Genomic DNA, 19914 nt, shown 5'->3' with positions numbered 1-19914 from the left:
TGAGGGAATCCTGAAAGGGACTCATCCAGATTAATTAGTTCAAAATATAAAAGGCGTTCACAGCAGATGGCGGAAGCGAGGCGGGGAGGACGTTGGGGGTGGCTGGCGATCCTGGCGCTCGGGATCGGGATCGTCTACTTAGCCCGCAGCATTCTCATCCCATTTCTGCTCGCTTTTCTTCTGGCCTATGCCTTTGATCCGGTCGTCGGCTTCCTGGAACGGAAAAAGATCCGCCGCTCTTTAGCTATATGGTTTGTTATCATCCTTATCGCCGCCGCCCTGGCTCTCTTCCTGTTGGTGGTGATTCCCGTGATCCAGGAAGAGACCACCCGTGCCTTGGAGCAGCTCCCGCGCTACTTCGAACATGTCCGGACCAATCTCTTTCCCTATCTCGAGCAACGGTTCGATATTCACATCCCGAAAACCTATGAGGAAATTTCGGAAGCCATTCTCCCGAGACTGAGGGAGGAGGCCCCGAACATTTTCCGGCCGGTGACGGCGATTCTCCTCTCCGTCTTCTCGAATACGGCCTACCTCCTTGCCGTCATCGCGAACCTGATTGTCATTCCGTTCGCTTTTTATTATTTCCTAAAAGACTTCGAGACGCTGAAAGCGAAGGTGTGGGAGTACATTCCACCGAGGCATCGGCCGGAGGTCTCCCGATGGCTCCGTGAGCTCGACCGGTCGCTGGCCGGATTCATCCGGGGGCAGCTCCTCGTGATTCTCTTTCTTGCGGTCTTATACGGGATCGGCTTGACGCTGATCGGTGTTGATCTGGCGTTTGTTCTGGGGATCATCGCCGCCTTCGGCGAAATTGTCCCCTATGTCGGCTTTATCGTCGGGCTTTCCCTCGCTGTCCTGGTAAGCCTCCTCCAGTATCAGGACTTTCTCCATCCGCTCTATGTTGTTTTCCTCTTTGCGGCGGTGCAGTCGGTCCAGGGATTGGTGATCGCCCCGCTGGTCATGGGGCAGCAGGTGGGGCTTCATCCGTTGGTCGTGATTGCAGCGATCTATATCGGGGGGGATCTCTTCGGTTTCGTCGGGATTCTCCTGGCGGTCCCCGGGGCGGCGGTGGTCGTCGTCCTTCTCAAAGCGCTCGCCGAACACTATCGGCGCTCTTCGCTCTATAGAGCGTAGAGCTTAATTCGGAATGTATTCCGCCAGTCCCCAGACCCGCTCTTCGGTGGTCCCCGTTTTGAGCACCCCTTCGATAGACATGAGGTAGTATCCCCCCCAGATCCAATTTTTGGAGGCATTTCCACGCGACCAGATGAACAGGGTGCCGACGGAGGGGGCATCGATCTTCCATCGCTGCGGCAGGGTGTAGAGGGCGAAAGGGGGATGGGTGCTGTCGAGGAGGGAGAAGGGGATCGGCGGTTTGAAAAAGTAGGTCGATTTGGGGCCCGATCGGATCAGCCCCCCCTCCGGAAGGAAGGTTTCCGAAAGGCCGTATTTGTTAAGAAATTCCTTCGGGTTCGATTTATTCTGGTGCAAGTAGATCTCGCGCCCCTTCTCGGTGATGAGATAGAAGGAAAGGTACTCTTTGAAGAGTCCCTTGTAGCGTTTTAAGCCGTTGAAGCCTTGCCAGATGACCGTCTCGTGAACCACCTCTCCCCAATGCTCCTGCCCGCGAATATTGAGAACCGCCTCGGCCACGCCGAGCTGTTTTTGCAGGGTCTTCCCCGCATCGGGGGTGTAGAGCGGCTGGGTCGGCCCGCTGGAGAGATTGAGGGTGAAATCCCCCCCGTCGTAGCGAAGCTTAAATCCGGAGACGGCCGATCCGTCCGCCTTCGCGAAATAAGAGGGCTGGATGGTCTCCAGGTTTCCCGGTTTATAGAAATATTTATCGTTTCCCTCCAGAAACCACCATCCGGTCTGGGTAAAGACCGCGCCAAAGAACTCCCCATAGTACTTCTCTCCCTCTTTCCCTCGGCTGAAATTCAGGATGACCAGGGTGAGATCATCCACCTCCCTGCTCCGGAAAACAAAGCGATCGGAATAGTAGAGGGTCTCCGGCTCGCCGAAGGAGAAGGGGGGGAGCAACAATGTAAAACTGACGAGGATCCATAGAGCGGTGAGCTTGCGTTTCATTTTTTGATGTTGCCATGGTGGGAAGAGCAAGTCAACTGATTTGCCGTTCTCCGGAGAGAAAAGTCGGCATTCCGGATCGGCGTCCCAATGTTTTTTACGGGCGGTTTTTTCGCAGGCGTCGGGCCGTTAACGCCAGCGCCAGCAGGGCGACCCCGCCCCAGGGGTAGGCGACCAAGAGGACCAGCGGGGTCAGCGTCCAACGGACGACCGTTCGGAGGGAGTCATGCTTGCGGATGACGTCGGCGATCGGCGGCGAGGCGCGGTAGTAGGCCTCGACGAAGAGACGTCCCGGAAGATTCGTCAAAAGATAGCGGTCTCTGAAGTCCCGAAGGACCTTGACGTGCGGGTCGAGATAGCTGCCATACGCCGCGGTGGCGATAAAGCAGCCGCCGCCCCCGCCTCCTCCTCCGCCGCCGGGGGGAGGGGCCGGCGCCGCGCCCGCTTTGAAGGCCGGGCCGGCGATATTCTCGATGACGCCGTTCGCGGCATGATCGCCGTCTCCCATGCCGCCGTCCTTCAGCGTCATGCGGATGGTGTTTCCGCCGGAGAGGAGCGACCCGGTCGCTTCGACCGCCACAAACTGATTGTTCTGTGAATCGTACCAGAGCCACTGGGGTTGTCCCTCGCCGGAGATCGGCTCCGGGAAGGTGGCGCTGACGACCGCTTCCTCCCCGGGGGCCAACCCCTGAAGTTTGAAGGAGAGGACGCCGTAAGGGAAGGTTGTGTCGGCCGGCGGCACGGTCAGATTCGCAAGATCGCCGATATCGATTCGCTCAAAGGCCCCCGCGGAGGTGGTCATGACGATCGCCCCGCGCGGGCTCGATAACGTGACGGTTTCCGAAGCGCCGACCTGCGGCCCGGTCAGGGGGACGGCCGGCGTCGGCGCGGCCGGAGAGGCGATCGCCTGCACCCCGGTGGCGTCGACGGCGTCGAAATAATAGGTGTAATCGAACCCCGCTTGAAGGAGGCGGCTGTAGTTGTAGACGGCCCCGGCCGCGGGGGTTCCTCTCTCAAAGAGCATTTCGAACGGACTCCCGGCGATTTCTTTTCCACCCTGCAGAAGGTGAACCCTCGGATAGCCGGGGAGCGGCGGGTTGTTGTCAGGATCGGTATACGTCACGCGGAATTTGAAAGACGTGCCGTTGACCGTGCCGGTTTCCGGATCGAGGCCGTCGGTCTGATAGTTCGGCTCGCCGGTCCATTTCAGCGTCGGAGGGGCGCCGGACGATTTCGGGGTGGTCAGATGCGATTCCGGGATCACCTGCCAGCCGATCGAATTCGACGACCAGTTGAGCTGAAGGAGGGCCTGCCCCGTGTTTTCGGAATATTCGAGCTTGATGTCGTGCAGGCCGGAGGCGTTGAACGCCACCCCTTTCTCCAGGGAGACGAGATGGTCGGTCTGCTCCCAATGGTCGATCACCAACGCCCCGTCGATCCAAAGGCGGACGCCGTCGTTGGTGATGATGTTAAAGAGGTAGGACTCGGCGCGATCGATCTGGATCTGCCCGGTCCAGCGGACGGAGAAGGTCTCCGGATCGATCCCTTGGATGGGGGGTCCCGAGCCCCATCCGGTGAAATCGATTTTCGGATCGGTTTGCGTCAACATCGGTCCGGTCAGATCGGGGGTGTTGAAGTATTCCCCTTTCAGGCCGTTGCAGGTGACCGTCAAGGTCAGTCCCACCGACTGGGTCAGGAAGCCGCCGGCGCCGGTGACCGTGAGGTTGTAATCGTGGCATTCGACCGTCCCATCGATGTTGAGGGTCAAGGTCGGTTTGATCGATCCGTTGCCGGGCGGGGCGGCGGGATTGGGAGAGAAAGTGCCGGTCACCCCGGCGGGCGCGCCGGTCAGTGTCAGCGCGACCGGCGAGGTGAATCCCTGCGTTGACGCGATATTATAGGAGACCGACCCGGAGGTTCCTTTCTGAATGGCGACCGAGGCGCTGTTCGCGGAGAGGGTAAACCCGTTGGCGAAGTTGGCGCTGACCGTCTTGTCGCCGTCGAGCGTCAGGGTGCAGGTGGTCTGCGTGCCGGAGCAGGCTCCTCCCCAGTTCTGGAAAGGGGCGCCCGCGGCGGGAACGACGGTCAGGGTGATCCGGGTGTCGGGGTTGAGCGGGACGGAGGTGCAGGTCGTCCCGCAATCGATTCCCCCCGGAGTGCTGGTGACGAGGCCGTTCCCGGTCCGGCTCACGGTGAGGGTGAAGGTCAGCGGCGCGGTGAAGGTGGCGGTGACGCTCCTGGCGGCATCGGTGGTCACCACGCAATTGCCGGTCCCGGTGCAGGCTCCGGACCAGCCGGTAAAGGTGGAATTGCCGGTGGGGGCGGCGGTCAACGTCACCGTCGACCCGATGTTAAATGAGAAGGAGCAGGTGGCGCCGCAATTGATCCCGGAGGGGTCGGAAGTGACTGTCCCGGTTCCGGTTCCCTCCTTGACGACCGAGAGAGCGAAGGTCTTGAGGGTGAAATTAGCGTTGACCGACTTGGCCGCATCCATCGTCACGAAGCAACTTCCGGTTCCCCCGCAGGCCCCCGACCAGCCGGTGAAATTCGCGTCGGCCGAAGGAGAAGCGGTCAAGGTAACGGTTGCGCCGCTGTTAAAAGAGAACGAGCAGGTTGCACCGCAGGTGATCCCCGCCGGTGAAGAGCTGACCGTTCCGCTTCCCGATCCGGTTTTGGTCACCGTCAGATCAAAGGTCCGGAGGCCAAAGTTGGCGGAGACCGACTGGGCGGCATCCATCGTCACGGTACAAGTGGCCTGACCGCCGCTGCAAGCGTTTCCCCCCCAGCCGGTAAAGGTCGCGTGGGTGTCCGGGGTGGCGGTGAGCGTGACCTGGGCGCCGATGTTAAAAGTGGCCGAACAGGCGCCGCCGGCGCCGCAGCTGATGCCGGCTGGGTTACTGGTAACCGTCCCGTTTCCTGAGGTCGTGACGGAGAGGGTAAAGGTTCTCAATGCGAAGGTGGCGGCCACGTTTTTCGCGGCATCGATCGTCACGATGCAATTGCCGGTTCCGGAACAAGCGCCGGACCATCCGGTGAAGGTCGAATTGGTTGCGGGAGCGGCGGTCAAGGTCACCTGTGTTCCGGAATCATAAGACTGGTTACAATCTGTTCCGCAATTGATCCCGACCGGGTTGCTCGTCACCGTCCCGGTTCCTGTCCCGGTTTTGGTAACGTTCAACCCAAATGTTTTGAGCGTGAATGTCGCGGTGACCGACTTTGATTGACTCATCGTGACGGAGCAGGAAGTTCCATTGGTGCTGTTGCAGCCGGACCAGCCGGTGAAGTCGAAATTCGCGTCGGGTGCGGCCGTCAGGGTGACTTGGGTGGTGAAGTTGCCGAAGGATTGTGAACAGTCGGTTCCACAGCTGATCCCGGCGGGGTCGCTGGTGACGGTTCCGCTCCCCGTCTTCGTCACGGTCAGAACCGGCTTGAGGGTGAAGGCGGCTATCGCCGTCTTCGCGGCGTCGATCGTTACGACGCAGGCTGCGGTGCCGCTGCAGGCCCCGCTCCAGCCGGTAAAGAGGGAGTCGGTGTTGGGTGAGGCGGTCAATGTAACCTGACTCCCGGCGTTATAAGAGGCGTTACAATCAGCCCCGCAATTGATCCCGGCCGGACTGCTCGCCACCGTCCCGGTTCCTGTCCCGGTTTTGTTTGCCGCCAGCGCAAAGGTCTTGAGCGTAAATGTGGCGGTGATCGATTTCGCCGCGTCGACGGTCGCGTTACATGGGGCCGTTCCGGCACAACCTCCACCGGACCAGCCGGTGAAGTTGGAATCGGCCTCCGGCGCGGCGGTGAGTGTCACCGTTGTGTTGATCGTATAAGGCTCCGAGCAATCGGTCGGGCAGTTGATCCCGGCGGGGTTGCTCGTTACCGTCCCCCTTCCGGTTCCCGTTATGGTGACAGAGAGCCCCAAGCTCTTTAAGGTGAAGGTGGCGATGACGGTTTTTGCCGCGTCCATCGCGACGGTGCAGGTCGCCGCCGTTCCGGCGCAGCCTCCCCCGGACCAGCCGGTGAAGTCCGAGTTGACGTCGGGCGCGGCGGTGAGGGTGACTGAACTGTTCATCGTGTACATCTCCGAGCAATCGGCCCCGCAATTGATTCCGGCAGGGCTGCTCGTCACGGTGCCGACGCCGGTTCCGGCTTTCGACACAGCGAGGGGGAAGCGTCTGATGAAATTCGCCGTCACCGTTTTGGCGGCGTCCAGGAGGACGGAGCAGGTCGCGGCCCCTCCGCTGCAGGCGCCGGACCAGCCTGTAAAGAGCGAATCCGAGCCGGGGGTCGCGGTCAAAAAGACCAGGGTGTTGAAATCGTAGATTTCGGAACAGTCGGTTCCGCAGCTGATCCCGACGGGACTGCTGGCGACGGTGCCGCTCCCGCTTCCCGATTTTGTAACGGTGAGGGTGAAGGTTTTTAACGTGAAATTGGCCGTGACCGATTTGGCCGCGTCCATCGTCACGGAGCAAGGCCCGGTGCCGGAGCAGGCCCCGCTCCAGCCGGTGAAGTCGGAGTCGTCCCCCGGCGTTGCGGTGAGGGAAACAGGGGTGTTGATTGTGTATGTTTCCGAGCAATCGGCCCCGCAGTTGATCCCGGCCGGACTGCTGACGACCGTTCCGGTCCCCGTCCCGCTCTTCGTCAGAGTGAGGCCGAAGGTCTGACGGTTAAAGTTGGCCGTGACCGATTTGGCGGCATCCATCGTCACGACACAATTGCCGGTCCCACTGCATGCCCCCGACCAGCCGATGAACACCGAATCGGCGGAGGGGGGGGCGGTGAGGGTGACCGTGGTCCCGGTCGTGAAGGTAAACGAACAGGTCGTCCCGCAGTTGATCCCGGCCGGGCTGCTCGTGACGGTTCCGCTCCCCGTTCCGGCCTTCGTTACTGCGAGACTGAAAGTCTGCACATTAAAGGTGGCGGTGACGCTCTTCGCGGCGTCCATTGTGACGAGACAGGTTCCGGTTCCGGAACAGGCGCCGCTCCAGCCTGCGAAGATGGCGCCGGCCGAAGGGGCGGCCGTTAATGTCACAGAGGCGCCTGAGCCAAACGAGGCGGAGCAAGTTGCGCCGCAGTCGATTCCGGCGGGGGAGGAGGTGACGGTCCCCGTACCTGTTCCGGTTTTGGTGACTGAGAGATTGAAGTTTTGTAGGGTGAAGTTGGCGCTGACCGATTTGGCGGCGTCGATGGTCACGATACAATTTCCGACTCCGCTGCAAACACCCGACCACCCTGTGAAGGTCGAATTTGCCGCGGGGGCCGCGGTCAAGGTGACAACGGTGCCGCTGTTGAAGGGGAATGAGCAGGTTGCGCCGCAGTTGATCCCGGCGGGGGAGGAGGTCACCGTGCCGGTTCCGTTCCCGGTTTTAGCGACCGAGAGGCTGAAGGTCTGAAGATTAAACGTCGCGGTGACCGATTTAGCCGCGTCGATGGTGACCACACAGCTGCCTGTGCCGCTGCATCCTCCCGACCACCCGGCGAACACGGAATTACCGGCGGCCGCGGCGGCGAGGGTGACCGTGGTCCCGGTCGTGAAATTAAAAGAGCAGGTCGTCCCGCAGTCGATCCCGGTTGGGCTGCTGGAGACGGTTCCCGTGCCTGTTCCGGCTTTGGCGACCGAGAGGCTAAACGTTTGCAAATTGAATATCGCCGTGACCGACTTGGCGGCGTCGATCGTCACGGAGCAGGTACCGGTTCCCGAGCAGGCGCCGCTCCACCCGGCGAAAAGAGAGTTGGCCGACGGGGTTGCGGTTAATGTTACTGAAGCGCCCGCGTTAAAAGAGGCGGAGCAGGTGGCGCCGCAATTGATTCCTGCGGGTGAAGAGGTGACCGTTCCGGCTCCGGTCCCCGTCTTGGCGATCGAGAGGGTGAAATTCTTCAGGGTGAAGGTGGCGGTCACCGACCTGGCCGTATCCATCGTGACGTTACAGCTCCCGGTTCCGCTGCACGCGCCCGACCAGCCGGTGAAATCAGAATCGGCCGATGTTGTCGCGGTGAGGGTCCCGGCGGTCCCGGCGTTGAAGTTGGAGGCGCAGGCGGCGCCGCAGTTGATCCCGGCAGGGGAGGAGGTCACGGTTCCTGTGCCGGTTCCCCCTTTATTCACGGTTAGCGCAAAGGTCTGAATGTTGAAGGTGGCGGTGACCGATTTAGCGGCGCTCATCGTCACGGTGCAGGAGGCTCCCGCAGCGCTGTTGCAGCCCGACCAGCCGGCGAAGATCGAATTGGCGGCGGGTGCGGCGGTCAGCGTGACCGATGTCCCATTGTTAAAAGAAGCCGAGCAGGTGGCGCCGCAGTTGATTCCGGCCGGGTTGCTCGTTGCTGTTCCGGTTCCCGACCCGTTTTTGGCGACGGTGAGGGTAAAGCTTTTCAATGTAAATGTCGCCGTGACCGATTTGGCTGCATCCATGGTGACGACACAATGACCGGTTCCCGTGCAGGCGCCGGACCATCCTGTAAAGTCGGTATCCTCGGCCGTCGTCGTGGTAAGGGTCACGGTCGTGGCGGCGTTGAAGAACGCTGAACAGCTGCTGCCGCAGTCGATGCCGGCGGGGGAAGAGGTGATGGTCCCGGTCCCGTTGCCGAGCTTGTTGACCGTGAGAGAGTAGGTCTGAACCCCGAAGCTGGCGGCGACCGAGCGGTTGGTGTTCATGGCGAGGTCGCAGGTGTTCCCGGCGGCGCTGTCGCAGCCGGACCAGCCGGAGAAGGTAGCGCCCCCGGCCGGGGTGGCGGTCAGCTTGACCGCGGCTCCGATAGTGAGAGAGGCCGAGCAGACGTTTCCATTTGCGCCGCAGTTGATCCCGCCGACGTCGCTGGTCACCGTCCCGTTTCCGGCGGTGGCGACCGAGAGAGTAAAGGTTTTCAGTGTAAATGTTGCGGTGACCGATCGGACCGCATCCATCGTGACGGTGCAGTTTCCGGTTCCGGTGCAGGCGCCGGACCATCCGGTGAAATTAGAATTGGCCGACGGAGCGGCGGTTAATGTCACCGGCGTTCCGAAGTTAAAAGAAGCGGAACAGGTTGCGCCGCAGTTGATTCCGGCCGGACTACTGGTGACGGTTCCCCCGCCATTTCCGGTTTTTGCGACCGAGAGCGCGAACACTTTTAATGTGAAGGTTGCGGTGACCGTCTTTGCCGTATTAATTGTCATGGTGCAAGAAGTTCCGGAAACGTTGTCGCAACCGGACCAACCGGTGAAGTCGGAATCTGCAGAGGGGAGAGGAGAGAGGGTCACGACCGTTCCACTGCTATAAATCGCGGAGCAGGCGGCGCCGCAGTTGATTCCGGCCGGGGAAGAGGTGACGATACCGGTCCCCGTGCCGCTCTTTGTGACCGTCAGGGGGAAGGTCTGAAGGGTGAAGGAGGCCGTCACCGTTTTTGCGGCGCTCATCGTCACGGTGCAGGAGGTTCCCGAGGTGCTGTTGCACCCCGACCATCCGGTGAAGGTGGAATTTGCAGCCGGGGCGGCGGTGAGAGTGACCGACGTGTTGATATTAAACGTAGCAGAACAGGTTGCCCCGCAATCGATCCCTGCAGGCGAGGAGGTGACGGTTCCTGTTCCGGTACCTGATTTTGTAATCGATAGGGTGACGGGGGGCTGATAGATGATCTCTGCAAAAAGTTCGGTGATCCGAAGGTCTGTCGATCGGTCGGTGTTGTCGACGAGCGCATTCAAGGCATTGATCTCTGCCCATGTCCAAGCGGTCCCCGTGTTGGGATTTGTCGAATAAAGATTGCCGGAATAGAGCTGGTAGGAGTCGCCTGCGTCGAGCGTACTACTCCAAAAATCGGCTCCATTGGTTCTCAGGCCGATTCGGAATTCGCCGTCGCTCCAGCCGCTGTCGCTTCTGAGGACCCCTCTGATTCGCACCGAAGTGATCGTTCCTAAATTTGCCGAATCGTCCAGTGCAAGGCGCGCCGTATCTTCAGAGGAGAGGTCTCCATACGAGGTGCTCCCGTCGTTTGTGTCGAGCGCGGTGACGGCGGTGCCGCCGACGTATTGGTCTGTCTGATCGCCGGATGCGCTGCCGGAAGGATGGAGGATGAGGGTGTCGGCATAGGCGGAGCCGCTCCAGAAGAAGAGGGTTGCCAAGATGAGCAGGGCAATCGTTGTACAAAAAGAGGGTTGCTTCATGGACCTTGTTTTTACTTTGTCTTCCTTGTTCTGGTTCTTTATACGTTATACGTTTACGGAGCGCCTTCGAGCTTGAGAGCGCATTGATTCCCAAAGGGAATCCTATATTATGGGATATCCCCCGACCCGACAATCCCCTCGTAAAAGGGGTGTCTGGTGTCGTTTGGGTTCTTCGAACATGTATGGATGAAGCGACGAAAACCAGAACGCAAAGGCATGATGATAGTGATAATGAGGATGCCTGCGGAATGAAGTAGCCGGAAAAACGATCGAAGGATAAAACCCTGCAGGGGTATGTCGTAATTAGGTTCTTGCTACCCTCCTTGGTTTGGTTCTTTAAGGTGCAAAAGGATACTTAGAGTGTTGTCCTAAAAATCCCTGAATTACCTTCTTACATTTCCGGTCGGAATGCAAGCAAAAATTCATTAAATATTGAACTTTTTCGTTTCCATTTCTTTTGGAGGTCGGCAACACCACCTTAAGTGCACGACGCCGGCGCGGCCGACGGCTCTTTGATTGACAACTTAGGGTTTGGCATCTATCCTTCTCTATGGGAATAGAGAGGAGCGCAAATGGGTTTTCTAGACTTTATCCAAAGTACGTTGCAGGCGGGGGTGAACCAGACCGGCCTTTCCCCGCTGGCGGCCAAGGGGGTCGGCGTGGTGCTCTTGCTGCTCTTCCTTCTTTTTGCTGTTCGCTTTCCCGGAAAATTTTTGAAATTCTTGGTTGTTGTTTCTATTTTTTTCGCCCTCAGCTATGTCGCTTTCGATGTCATTCAACTCGGTTCTGAACGAAGCCAGCAGATCGAGAAAAACCAACCGAGTCTCACCCCCGAGTAGTTCTTTTTAGAAACGCTGGTTTCTCCCGAAATGATCTGATATACTCCGCCCAACAAAGATTCGGTTGGGTCATGTGGAGCGGTCAATTCTTATTCGGCGGAACCGTTGTGCTCTTCTCGGCCTTCTTAAAGGCGCTGGCGGATTTCCACCTTCGCCATCCGGTCTACGCCCGGCCGCGCGCTTTTCAAAGCCAGCGGTTTCTTTCGATGCTTTCCATCCTTTCAAATGCCCTCTTTGTTCTTGGTTTCGTCTCCCTCTTTGTGACGAAACTTTGGATCGGTCTTACGGCGCTTCTTCTCTATCCTTTCCTTTTCATTCCCGGTTTTGTTTTTCTCCTCAGCAAGATCTATACGTGACGAGGCCAGAATGATGTTTCGAGACCCGGCGGGGTTTATTCAGGAGAAGCTCTCCAAGAAGATCCTCTCGGCGAATACCGTCCGGGATGCGATGATGGCCTCGTTCATCTTGACCCTTCAGAAAAGAGAGGAGGGGGCGGGGGCCTCCATCCCCGATCCGGCCTCGTGGCGCCAGGAGAAGGCGCGGGAGATGCGCGAGGTTGCCAGCGCCGCCTTTGCCGGCATCGGCGCCCCCTTCGAATATCCGACCCTTCCCCAGATGGAGCAGGTCAAAGCCGAGATCGAACGAAAATATCGATGGGACCAGCTTGATGCCGGCCTCAGGGAAGAGCACGAACGAGTCTGCCGGATCCTTTTCGCAAAATTCGAAGAACCGTTCTGACGCGTGTTCTCCTCTTGCGCCGTTCCATGAAATGGACTATGATTTTTCCCAATGCAAAAACATCCCTCCCATACGGAAGACTTGGCCGCTTCGGGCGCGCTCAGCAGCCGGGAGATGCTTTACGAAGGGCTGGCGCTGATCGCCGATCCGATCCATAACTACATCAGCTTTACCGTTCCTTTCGGAAAACGAGACGAGGCGACTGAAAAAGAGCTGATCGACTCTCGCTGGATGCAGCGGCTCCGGTATATCAATCAGCTCCAGTCGGCGCGCTGGGTTTATCCTTCCGCGGAGCATTCCCGGTTTGTCCATTCTCTCGGGGCGATGCATGTGGCGGGGCGATTCGCCCGCCACCTTTATCCTTCCCTCAAAGAGGTGATTCCAGGCGCCCCTTCTTATCCTTTTATTGAAGCGCTTCTGCGGGTGTCGGTTCTCGTTCACGACATCGGCCATGGACCGTTCTGTCATTTCTTCGACGATAATTTTCTCGACGAATTTTATTTGACTCACGAAAAGCTCGGCCAGGCGATCATTCGGCAGGAGCTGGCTCCGATCATCCGGCGGATTCGAAGAAGCCCCGGCGGGGAGTTCGCTCCGAGGGAGACGCTCGATCCGGAACATGTCGCTTTTCTGATTCACAAGGACAAAGATTTCAAGACGCCGGAAAGTTATCCCCGATGGCTGGTCATGCTCAAGCCGCTTTTTTCCGGGATCTTCACCGCCGACAATCTTGATTATGTTCTCCGTGATTCGTACATGTGCGGCGTGGCGATCGGCCCGGTCGATCTCGATCGCTTGATGCATTACACGTTTTTCACCGAGCAGGGACTGACGCTGCACAAGGCCGGACTCTCCGCCTTGACGATGTTCTTGAACGCCCGCTCGTATCTCTATTTCAACGTCTACTATCATCGGACTACCCGGTCGCTCGACATGCACCTGAGAGATATCTTCCGGGAGACCCTCAAGGCGATCTTTCCCCACAATCCGCTGGAGCGGCTGGATGCGTATGTCGATCTGACCGATTGGTCGCTCCTTCTGGAGGTGAAGTCGTGGAAGGAATCCAAGTCCAAAACCAAGCGCTCCCTCTATGAGGAGTGGGAGAAGATCCTCCTTCGGGACGTGAAGTGGAAGATGGCCTATGACACGAACTTTTCGATCGAGAAGGCCGAAAAGGGGAGATGGATTATGAATCCGGCCGATCTGGAGGCGGAGATGCGAAAGCGCCTTCCCGCCGAATTGAGCGACCTTCCCTTCCGGGTCGATATGGCGAGTCAGGATCCAAGGCCGATGAACCCGTTGATGATGGGAGAGCGCCAGGTCTATGTCTTTAATCCATCAACGCGCGTCGTCTCCAAAGAGGCGCTCACCGAATATGTCGACTCCATTCCGGCCAAATTGATCCAGTGCCGCATCTTCGCCCTCAATCATGACAACGACGCCCTGTTGTCTCGTATCGCGGAAGAGGCCCTCGCCGGTCTTCCTCCCAGCATCCAGACGAGCGTTTAAGCACCGCCTTTCCTCCCATTCTGCGAGCGTTGACAAAAAGGGGGACATCTTCTATTCTAGTTTTCTAGTTTCTATGTTTTCATGCGTCACGCGTTTCCCCTGACCAAGAACGGAAATCCGGGAGCGCCTTGAACGGGGGAGGGTTGTTTGGAAAGCCGAAGAATCTTTTTAAAATCGCTCTTCCCGCGGGTGCTCGGATGGGGCGCCCTTCTCTCGCTCGATCTTTCCCGGGCCGATTTGCTCCTGGCCCACGCTGAACCCTCTTCTGCTTCTTCCCTGAATCTGGACGATCTGCGGTATGCCTCCTTAATAAAAGATCTGACACAGCGCCATCAGTTTGGGGCCGCCGAATTGAAAGCCATTTTCGGCAAGGTGGTCCTTCAGCCCGAGATCATTGAAAAATTTGAGAGACCGGCAGAGATTCTCCCTTACTACGCATACCGGAAGCGATTCATCAACGATGCGTTGGTCGTACGAGGACAGGCCTACCTCCAGGAGAACGCCGAACTCCTTCAGGGAGTCGAAGCTGAATTTGGCGTTCCGATGGAAATCATCTGCAGTATCCTCGGCGTCGAAACAAAATTCGGTCAGCCTGGGATCGAAAGGTACCGGGTCTTCGATATTTTGAATACCGCTTATTCCCTCTATCCACGACGAGAGCGTTTTTATCGGGAGGAACTGATCGCTTATCTTCTCCTTTGCCGGGAAGAGGGAATTGATCCGTTCTCCGTCAACGGCTCCTATGCGGGGGCCTTCGGGGTGCCTCAATTTATGCCGACCAGCTTTCGAAAACATGCCGTCGACTTTGATAAAGATGGGAAGAAAAATCTCTGGACGTCGAAAGAAGATATTTTTGCCAGTGTCGCCAACTACTTAAAAACGTTCGGATGGAAACGAAACGGGTTGACCTATCTTCCGGCCCGTTTTGCGGGCGATTCTCCGGAAGCACAGAACAAGGTGGAGATGGGAATTCGCAAGACCATTCCGATCGCGAAGGCCGTCGAGTTGGGAATTCAAATCCCGCTCCCTGCATCGATCCAGAAAGATGAGGCGGTTTCGTTCGCACTCTATCAACCGCAGGAGGGGACGGAAGCGCTCTTGGCGCTCTTTGGAAATTTTAGAACGATCACCTCCTACAACTATTCTCTTAATTACGCGTTGGTGGTCGCCGATCTTTCGGAGATGCTGATCAAGAGAGAAAATTCGTGAAGATGCTTCTTTGGGCCTTCTTTTTCTTCTTTTCCTCACAGGGATTGACCTGGGGTGAGACGGCCCCCGAATCGGATCTGGCTTTTCTCCTGGCGGAGGGGGACCGGATGTATGACACGCGCGATGAGGCGGGCCATTCCGATCGGGCGGTCGAGCTTTATAAAAAAGTTCTGGAAATCGATCCGAAGAACGAAGCGGCCCTCTGGAAACTCTCCCAGTCGTATAGATGGCAAGGGGATATCGCTTCTTCTTCCGAGGAAAAACTCGGCCGTTATAAGGAAGGGGAGCGCTGGGCGAAGCGTGCGATCGAAGTGAATCCCCAGAGCATCGGAGGGCATCTGATGCTCGGCATCGCTTATGGACGGATCGGGGAGACACAGGGGGTCATGAAGTCACTTTCATTGATCTCTCCGATCAAGAAAGAGATGAACGCCGTGCTGGAAAGAGATCCTTCCAACGATGTGGCGCATCATGTCCTGGGAGTTCTCTACCGGAAGGTCCCCGGCTTGATGGGAGGATCGATCAAAAAATCGATTGAGGCTTTGCAGGAGGCGGTCCGATTGAACCCTGCCAGCACACCTTCCTATCTCGATCTGGCCAAGAGTTATCTGGAAAAAGGGGAGAAAGAGAAGGCGAGTGCGACCTTGGAGAAACTTCTCTCGATTGACCACCCTTCGGATCGTGTCCAATCGAAAATGGATCGGGCCGAGGCGGAGAAGCTCCTTACCGAGCTTCAATCTCCCTAGCTTCTGCTTGCAATCACCCCGTTATTTCGGGTAGAATGATCCCACTTCAGTCTCATATTCAATTAAATTAGATAGTTATGAAGAAGAATAAAATTACAATTGTCGGCGCGGGACAGGTCGGCGGGACGACGGCGCAAAGGCTCGCAGAAAAAGAGTTCGCCGATATCGTGTTGCTCGACATTCAGCCGGATCTCCCTAGGGGGAAAGTTCTCGATCTTTTGGAGTCAGGCCCCATTTATGGCTATGATACCCGCTTGACCGGGACAGCGAATTATGAGGAAACGGCGAATTCGGACATCGTCGTGATCACCTCGGGTGTTCCGCGAAAGCCGGGAATGAGCCGCGATGATCTTCTACGGGTCAATGTCGGAATCGTTAAAACGGTGACGGAGCAGGTCGTCCAGAGATCCCCGGAAGCAATTCTCATTGTTGTTTCCAATCCGCTCGATGCCATGACCTACGTGGCGCATCGGGTCAGCCGATTTCCAAGGGAGCGGGTCCTTGGAATGGCAGGGGCGCTCGACTCGGCCCGTTTTCGCGCTTTTATTTCGATGGAATTGGGGGTTTCGGTCGAGAACATACATGCGTTTGTGCTCGGCGGCCACGGCGACAGCATGGTTCCGCTTCCTCGGTATACGACCGTGGCCGGCATCCCATTGACGGAATTGTTGCCGAAAGAGAGATTGGATGCGCTCATCCAGAGGACACGCGACGGCGGCGCCGAGATCGTGAAATTGTTCAAAACAGGGTCGGCCTTTTATGCTCCGTCGGCGGCTGTTGCCGAGATGGTCGAAGCGATTATAAAAGATAAGAAAAAAATCCTTCCTTGCGCCGTCCTCTGTCAGGGGGAATATAAAATCGACAATCTTTTTGTCGGTGTGCCTGTGAAATTGGGACAAGGGGGAATCGAGGAGATCATCCAGATCCAATTGACCCCAGAAGAAGAAGCGAACTTCAGGCGATCCGCCACGGCCGTCAGGGAGCTTTGTGAAGCCGTCGATAAGATGATCTGATCGCTCTATCATCCGAATTCTTTCCGCTTTAAAGCACATCTGTAGTAATATCTAATCTAATTAACGTCTTAAGTGAGGTCTTATTTTCCATGACCAAGGTCGCCATTATCGGGGGGGGGAGGGGCGGAACCGCCCTGGTCGAAATCTTACATAAAGATCCCCTCGTGAAGGTTGTCGGCATCGCCGACCTCAACCCGGATGCCCCGGGGCTCGATCTGGCCCGGCGCCTTAAAATTCCGACGACGACCGATTATCGCAAGTTGATCCGAGACGGGACCGACCTGGTTATCGATGTCACAGGGAGCAAGACCGTTCGAGAGGAATTGGAGACAATTACCGGCCAGGTGGAAGTGATCGGAGGGCTCTCCGCCAAATTCATGTGGCAATTGATTGAAGAGCGAATTAAAAGCAAGGCGATGGAGGAGGTGCTTCGGGAGAGATATTCTTTCGAAAATATCATCGGGAAAAGCGAGAAGATGCAGGAGATCTATCGCCTTCTTCCCAAGATTGCAAAGACGAATTCGACCGTTTTGATCGAAGGGGAAAGCGGCACCGGGAAAGAGCTGATCGCGCATTCGATTCATCATCTCAGCCCTAGGGAGGATAAGGCTTTTATTCGCGTCAATTGTGGGGCGCTGGCGGAAGGCCTTTTGGAGAGCGAGTTGTTCGGCCATGTCAAAGGGGCCTTCACCGGCGCAATTACTCACAAACTGGGTCGATTCGAGTTGGCGGATAACGGAACGATTTTCTTGGATGAAATCGGAGATATCAGCCCGGCGACCCAAGTGAAGCTTCTTCGCGTGATTCAGGAAGGCGAATTCGAGAAGGTCGGTGACTCCCGTCGGCTTAAAGTCGATGTTCGAATCATCGCTGCAACGAATAAGGATTTGAAAAAAGCGGTGGAAATGCGGGAATTCCGGCAGGATCTCTACTATCGGCTTCGTGTTGTGCCGATCCATCTTCCGCCGCTTCGGGAACGCAAGGATGATATTCCGCTTCTGGTCACCCATTTTATTTCCCGGTTTAATAAGGAGACCGGGAAAAAGGTGACTCATGTCTCGCCGGAGGCGATGGAGATCCTGATGGCCTATGACTATCCGGGAAATATCCGGGAACTCGAAAACATTATTGAACATGTTATGGTTTTCTGTTCCGGGGACACGATTCAGGCGGAACATCTCCTCAAGGATATTCAGCCCTCCCGCAATGACATCATCGGAAAAGTCATCGAAAAGGAAGATCCGCTAAGGGCGATGGAGCAGGAACTCATCCTTAAAATATTAAATCAAACCGGCTGGAACTATAAAAAAACTTCGGAAAGATTAAAACTCAGCCGAACAACCCTTTGGCGAAAAGTAAAGGAATATGCGATAGCCAAGCCGTCGGATGTTTCTTTTTGAAACTTGTTTAAAAATGAAACGTTATTCGTATAAGTATTTGATTATAAGATTAAATATTAAATAAAAAAGAGTCTAAAAAGAGTCTAAAGCGAATAGCTGTTTCTTTTTTAAACATATTCCTTAAAAGGATAAAATTACATAAGCTTTTGAATTATAGAGTAAAAATAACTAAAAAGAGCTTGGCACCTCTGTTGCAATCCATAAAGGTAAGTTCACAACGAACCTTTACCAAGGAGGCAACAGATGAACTGCCCAAGGTGTACGGGGAATATGATTACGGAAGCTTTTGAAGATATGAAAGATGATACCGGCCGTATCTGTTTTTACGGCTACCGCTGTCTGATTTGCGGTGAAATTCTTGATCCGGTGATTGTGGCCAATCGAGAAAATCGTCCTCATATGCAAGCAAGAAATCGGAAATTGATGGCCTCTTCAAGGGCATAAGCCCTTTTAGAGAACCGTTTCACCCTCGGCGTAAGGAATCGATTGTGCAGAGCCGGCATATTTTGACCGATCACGATCTTCCCCTGGAGCAGTTGTCGACGGTTCAGCCGATCAGTTATGAGGAATATCTTAGCCGCCGAGGCTACACGGCACTCCAGAGAGCGATCCATACCCTAGGGCCGTCCGGGGTCCTGGAAATGATCAAGCACTCCGGGCTTCGCGGCCGCGGGGGCGCCGGTTTTCCCACCGGGAAAAAATGGGAGATGGTCGTCCAGCGGAAGGCTGATCGAAAGTACCTTTGCTGTAATGCAGCGGAGGATGAGCCCGGAACATTCAAAGATCGCTATCTCCTCCGATTCAATCCCCACCAACTGATTGAAGGGGCCATTCTCGCCGCGTTTGCCATCGGCGCCGCAGAGGTTTACCTTTACATCAACGGCCGTTATGAAGAAGAGATCGAATTTATGGAGCAGGCGCTCCAAACGGCGAAAGAAAAAGGACATTGGGGAAAACAGGTTGAGGGAACCGCTTTTTCCGTAGAATTAAAGATCTCAAAGAGCCCCGGTACCTACGTAGCGGGAGAGGAAACGGCGCTTCTGGAGGTCGTCGAAGGTCGGTCGGCCAAACCTCGACAAAAACCGCCCTATTATCCCGCGATTCAAGGACTCTACGGCATGCCGACCGTGGTGAATAATGCCGAGACTCTCTCGAATGTCGCGCACATCATCAGAGAAGGGGTCGATTGGTTTCGAACGCTTGGGACCGCGACTTCACCTGGGACATTGGTTTTTACCCTCACGGGCGATGTGAATAGGCCCGGCTTATATGAACTTCCGTTAGGGACTTCTCTTCGGGAGCTAATTGAAGAGTATGGGGGCGGGGTCTGTGGCGGTAAACAGCTGAAAGCGGTCTTCCCAGGCGGGCCTTCTAATACGATTATTGCCGCCGATCAGATCGATGTGGCGCTTGATTTTGATGCTTTGAAGGCGATTGGATCGGGTCTCGGAACCGGCGCCGTGATCGTGATGTCTGAAGATGCCTGTATGGTTCAATCTGCGATCCAATATGCCCGGTTTTTTGCGAGAGAAAGCTGCGGCCAATGTCCCCCCTGCAAGCTCGGCACGGCCCACCTCTCCGAGATTTTAGAAAAGATCGAATCGGGCCAGGGAGATGAGAAAGACCTTCAGCAGATCGAACAAGTCTGTGGAATGGTCAAGGGAAGAGGTTATTGTTACCTGTTAACAGGCGCTTCCATCGCGGTTGAGAGCATTTTCCGGCGCTTCAGGGAGGAGTACGTGGCTCACGTTCAGCAAGGGGCGTGTCCTCTGGTCGGAACGGCTTAGTTTTATGTGCAATCTGCGTAAATTTTTGTTATAATAAACCTACTTTTAAAAAAGAGACAGCGGAGGGAAGAATGGTCACATTGACTGAAAGAGCCGGCTCCAAGGTGAAGGAAATCATGGAGGCCGAACAGAAGGCCGGATATGGGTTGCGGGTCTATGTCACCGGCGGCGGGTGTTCGGGGTATCAGTACGGAATGGCTTTTGAGGAAAAAGAGACCGAAGAGGACAGCGTCCTTGAAATGCACGGCGTGAAGCTCTTTGTCGATCCGTATAGCGCGCCGATGCTCCAAGGGACAGAGGTCGACTATTTGGATAGTTTGCAGGGCGCCGGTTTTGCGATTAAGAATCCGAATGCCAAATCGACCTGCGGTTGCGGGTCGTCGTTCAGCGCCTAACGTGCGTTGCGCGCGTTTTCTGCTCCGATAAGATCGAAGGTACGATTCACTACGAAATGGGCCGGTTC

Annotated in this window: 14 protein-coding genes; 12 read left to right on the top strand and 2 right to left on the bottom strand. The window is 56.4% G+C overall.

The genetic code is table 11. The annotated features are described in order from the left end of the window. Window positions 1-66: 66 nt before the first annotated feature. On the top strand, window positions 67-1137 hold the full coding sequence (locus MCM46_06855) for an AI-2E family transporter (GenBank protein ID MCG3111531.1): 1071 nt from the start codon (window positions 67-69) through the stop codon (window positions 1135-1137). Between the two features lie 3 nt (window positions 1138-1140). Here the strand turns inward: MCM46_06855 and MCM46_06850 are convergent, their stop codons facing one another. Both MCM46_06850 and MCM46_06845 read right to left on the bottom strand, forming a co-directional pair. Beyond that, window positions 1141-2091, bottom strand: coding sequence for a hypothetical protein (locus MCM46_06850; GenBank protein ID MCG3111530.1), 951 nt, complete (start codon window positions 2089-2091; stop codon window positions 1141-1143). A gap of 94 nt (window positions 2092-2185) precedes the next feature. Continuing rightward, window positions 2186-10210 carry a PA14 domain-containing protein gene (locus MCM46_06845; protein ID MCG3111529.1) on the bottom strand — a complete coding sequence of 2675 codons (8025 nt, stop codon included), beginning with the start codon at window positions 10208-10210 and terminating at the stop codon, window positions 2186-2188. Between the two features lie 572 nt (window positions 10211-10782). Between MCM46_06845 and MCM46_06840 the strand changes: the two genes are divergently transcribed. From MCM46_06840 to erpA, 11 genes are all read left to right on the top strand, one after another. Beyond that, entirely contained in the window at window positions 10783-11049 is a 267-nt protein-coding gene (locus MCM46_06840) for a hypothetical protein (GenBank protein MCG3111528.1), read from the top strand. Window positions 11050-11120: 71 nt separating this feature from the next. Then, the gene (locus MCM46_06835) at window positions 11121-11405 is read left to right on the top strand and encodes a hypothetical protein (GenBank protein ID MCG3111527.1); all 285 of its coding nucleotides are present in this window, start codon (window positions 11121-11123) and stop codon (window positions 11403-11405) included. Window positions 11406-11415: 10 nt separating this feature from the next. Beyond that, window positions 11416-11787 (top strand): hypothetical protein, encoded by a 372-nt coding sequence (locus MCM46_06830; protein MCG3111526.1) that lies wholly within the window; start codon window positions 11416-11418, stop codon window positions 11785-11787. 51 nt (window positions 11788-11838) lie between these two features. Continuing rightward, window positions 11839-13296 (top strand): HD domain-containing protein, encoded by a 1458-nt coding sequence (locus MCM46_06825; GenBank protein ID MCG3111525.1) that lies wholly within the window; start codon window positions 11839-11841, stop codon window positions 13294-13296. Window positions 13297-13443: 147 nt separating this feature from the next. Then, window positions 13444-14505, top strand: a complete 1062-nt coding sequence (locus MCM46_06820; GenBank protein MCG3111524.1) for a lytic murein transglycosylase — start codon at window positions 13444-13446, stop codon at window positions 14503-14505. A gap of 2 nt (window positions 14506-14507) precedes the next feature. After that, a complete protein-coding gene (locus tag MCM46_06815) occupies window positions 14508-15251 on the top strand; it encodes a tetratricopeptide repeat protein (GenBank protein ID MCG3111523.1) in 744 nt (247 codons plus the stop codon). Window positions 15252-15328: 77 nt separating this feature from the next. Next, complete coding sequence (gene mdh, locus MCM46_06810; GenBank protein MCG3111522.1) at window positions 15329-16264, top strand: malate dehydrogenase; 936 nt, start codon at window positions 15329-15331, stop codon at window positions 16262-16264. 89 nt (window positions 16265-16353) lie between these two features. Beyond that, window positions 16354-17664: a sigma 54-interacting transcriptional regulator gene (locus MCM46_06805; protein ID MCG3111521.1), complete on the top strand. Its 1311-nt coding sequence runs from the start codon at window positions 16354-16356 to the stop codon at window positions 17662-17664. Between the two features lie 243 nt (window positions 17665-17907). Continuing rightward, a complete protein-coding gene (locus MCM46_06800) occupies window positions 17908-18108 on the top strand; it encodes a hypothetical protein (protein MCG3111520.1) in 201 nt (66 codons plus the stop codon). Between the two features lie 44 nt (window positions 18109-18152). Next, window positions 18153-19451, top strand: coding sequence for an NADH-quinone oxidoreductase subunit NuoF (gene nuoF, locus MCM46_06795; GenBank protein MCG3111519.1), 1299 nt, complete (start codon window positions 18153-18155; stop codon window positions 19449-19451). Window positions 19452-19522: 71 nt separating this feature from the next. Continuing rightward, window positions 19523-19846 carry an iron-sulfur cluster insertion protein ErpA gene (gene erpA, locus MCM46_06790; GenBank protein ID MCG3111518.1) on the top strand — a complete coding sequence of 108 codons (324 nt, stop codon included), beginning with the start codon at window positions 19523-19525 and terminating at the stop codon, window positions 19844-19846. The last annotated feature ends 68 nt before the right edge of the window (window positions 19847-19914 follow it).

The organism is Candidatus Manganitrophus morganii (assembly GCA_021651055.1).
Classification (GTDB): Bacteria; Nitrospirota; Nitrospiria; order SBBL01; family Manganitrophaceae; genus Manganitrophus; species Manganitrophus morganii.
The sequence above is the reverse complement of the archived record's forward strand: the minus strand, read 5'-3'. Positions and strand labels throughout refer to the sequence as shown.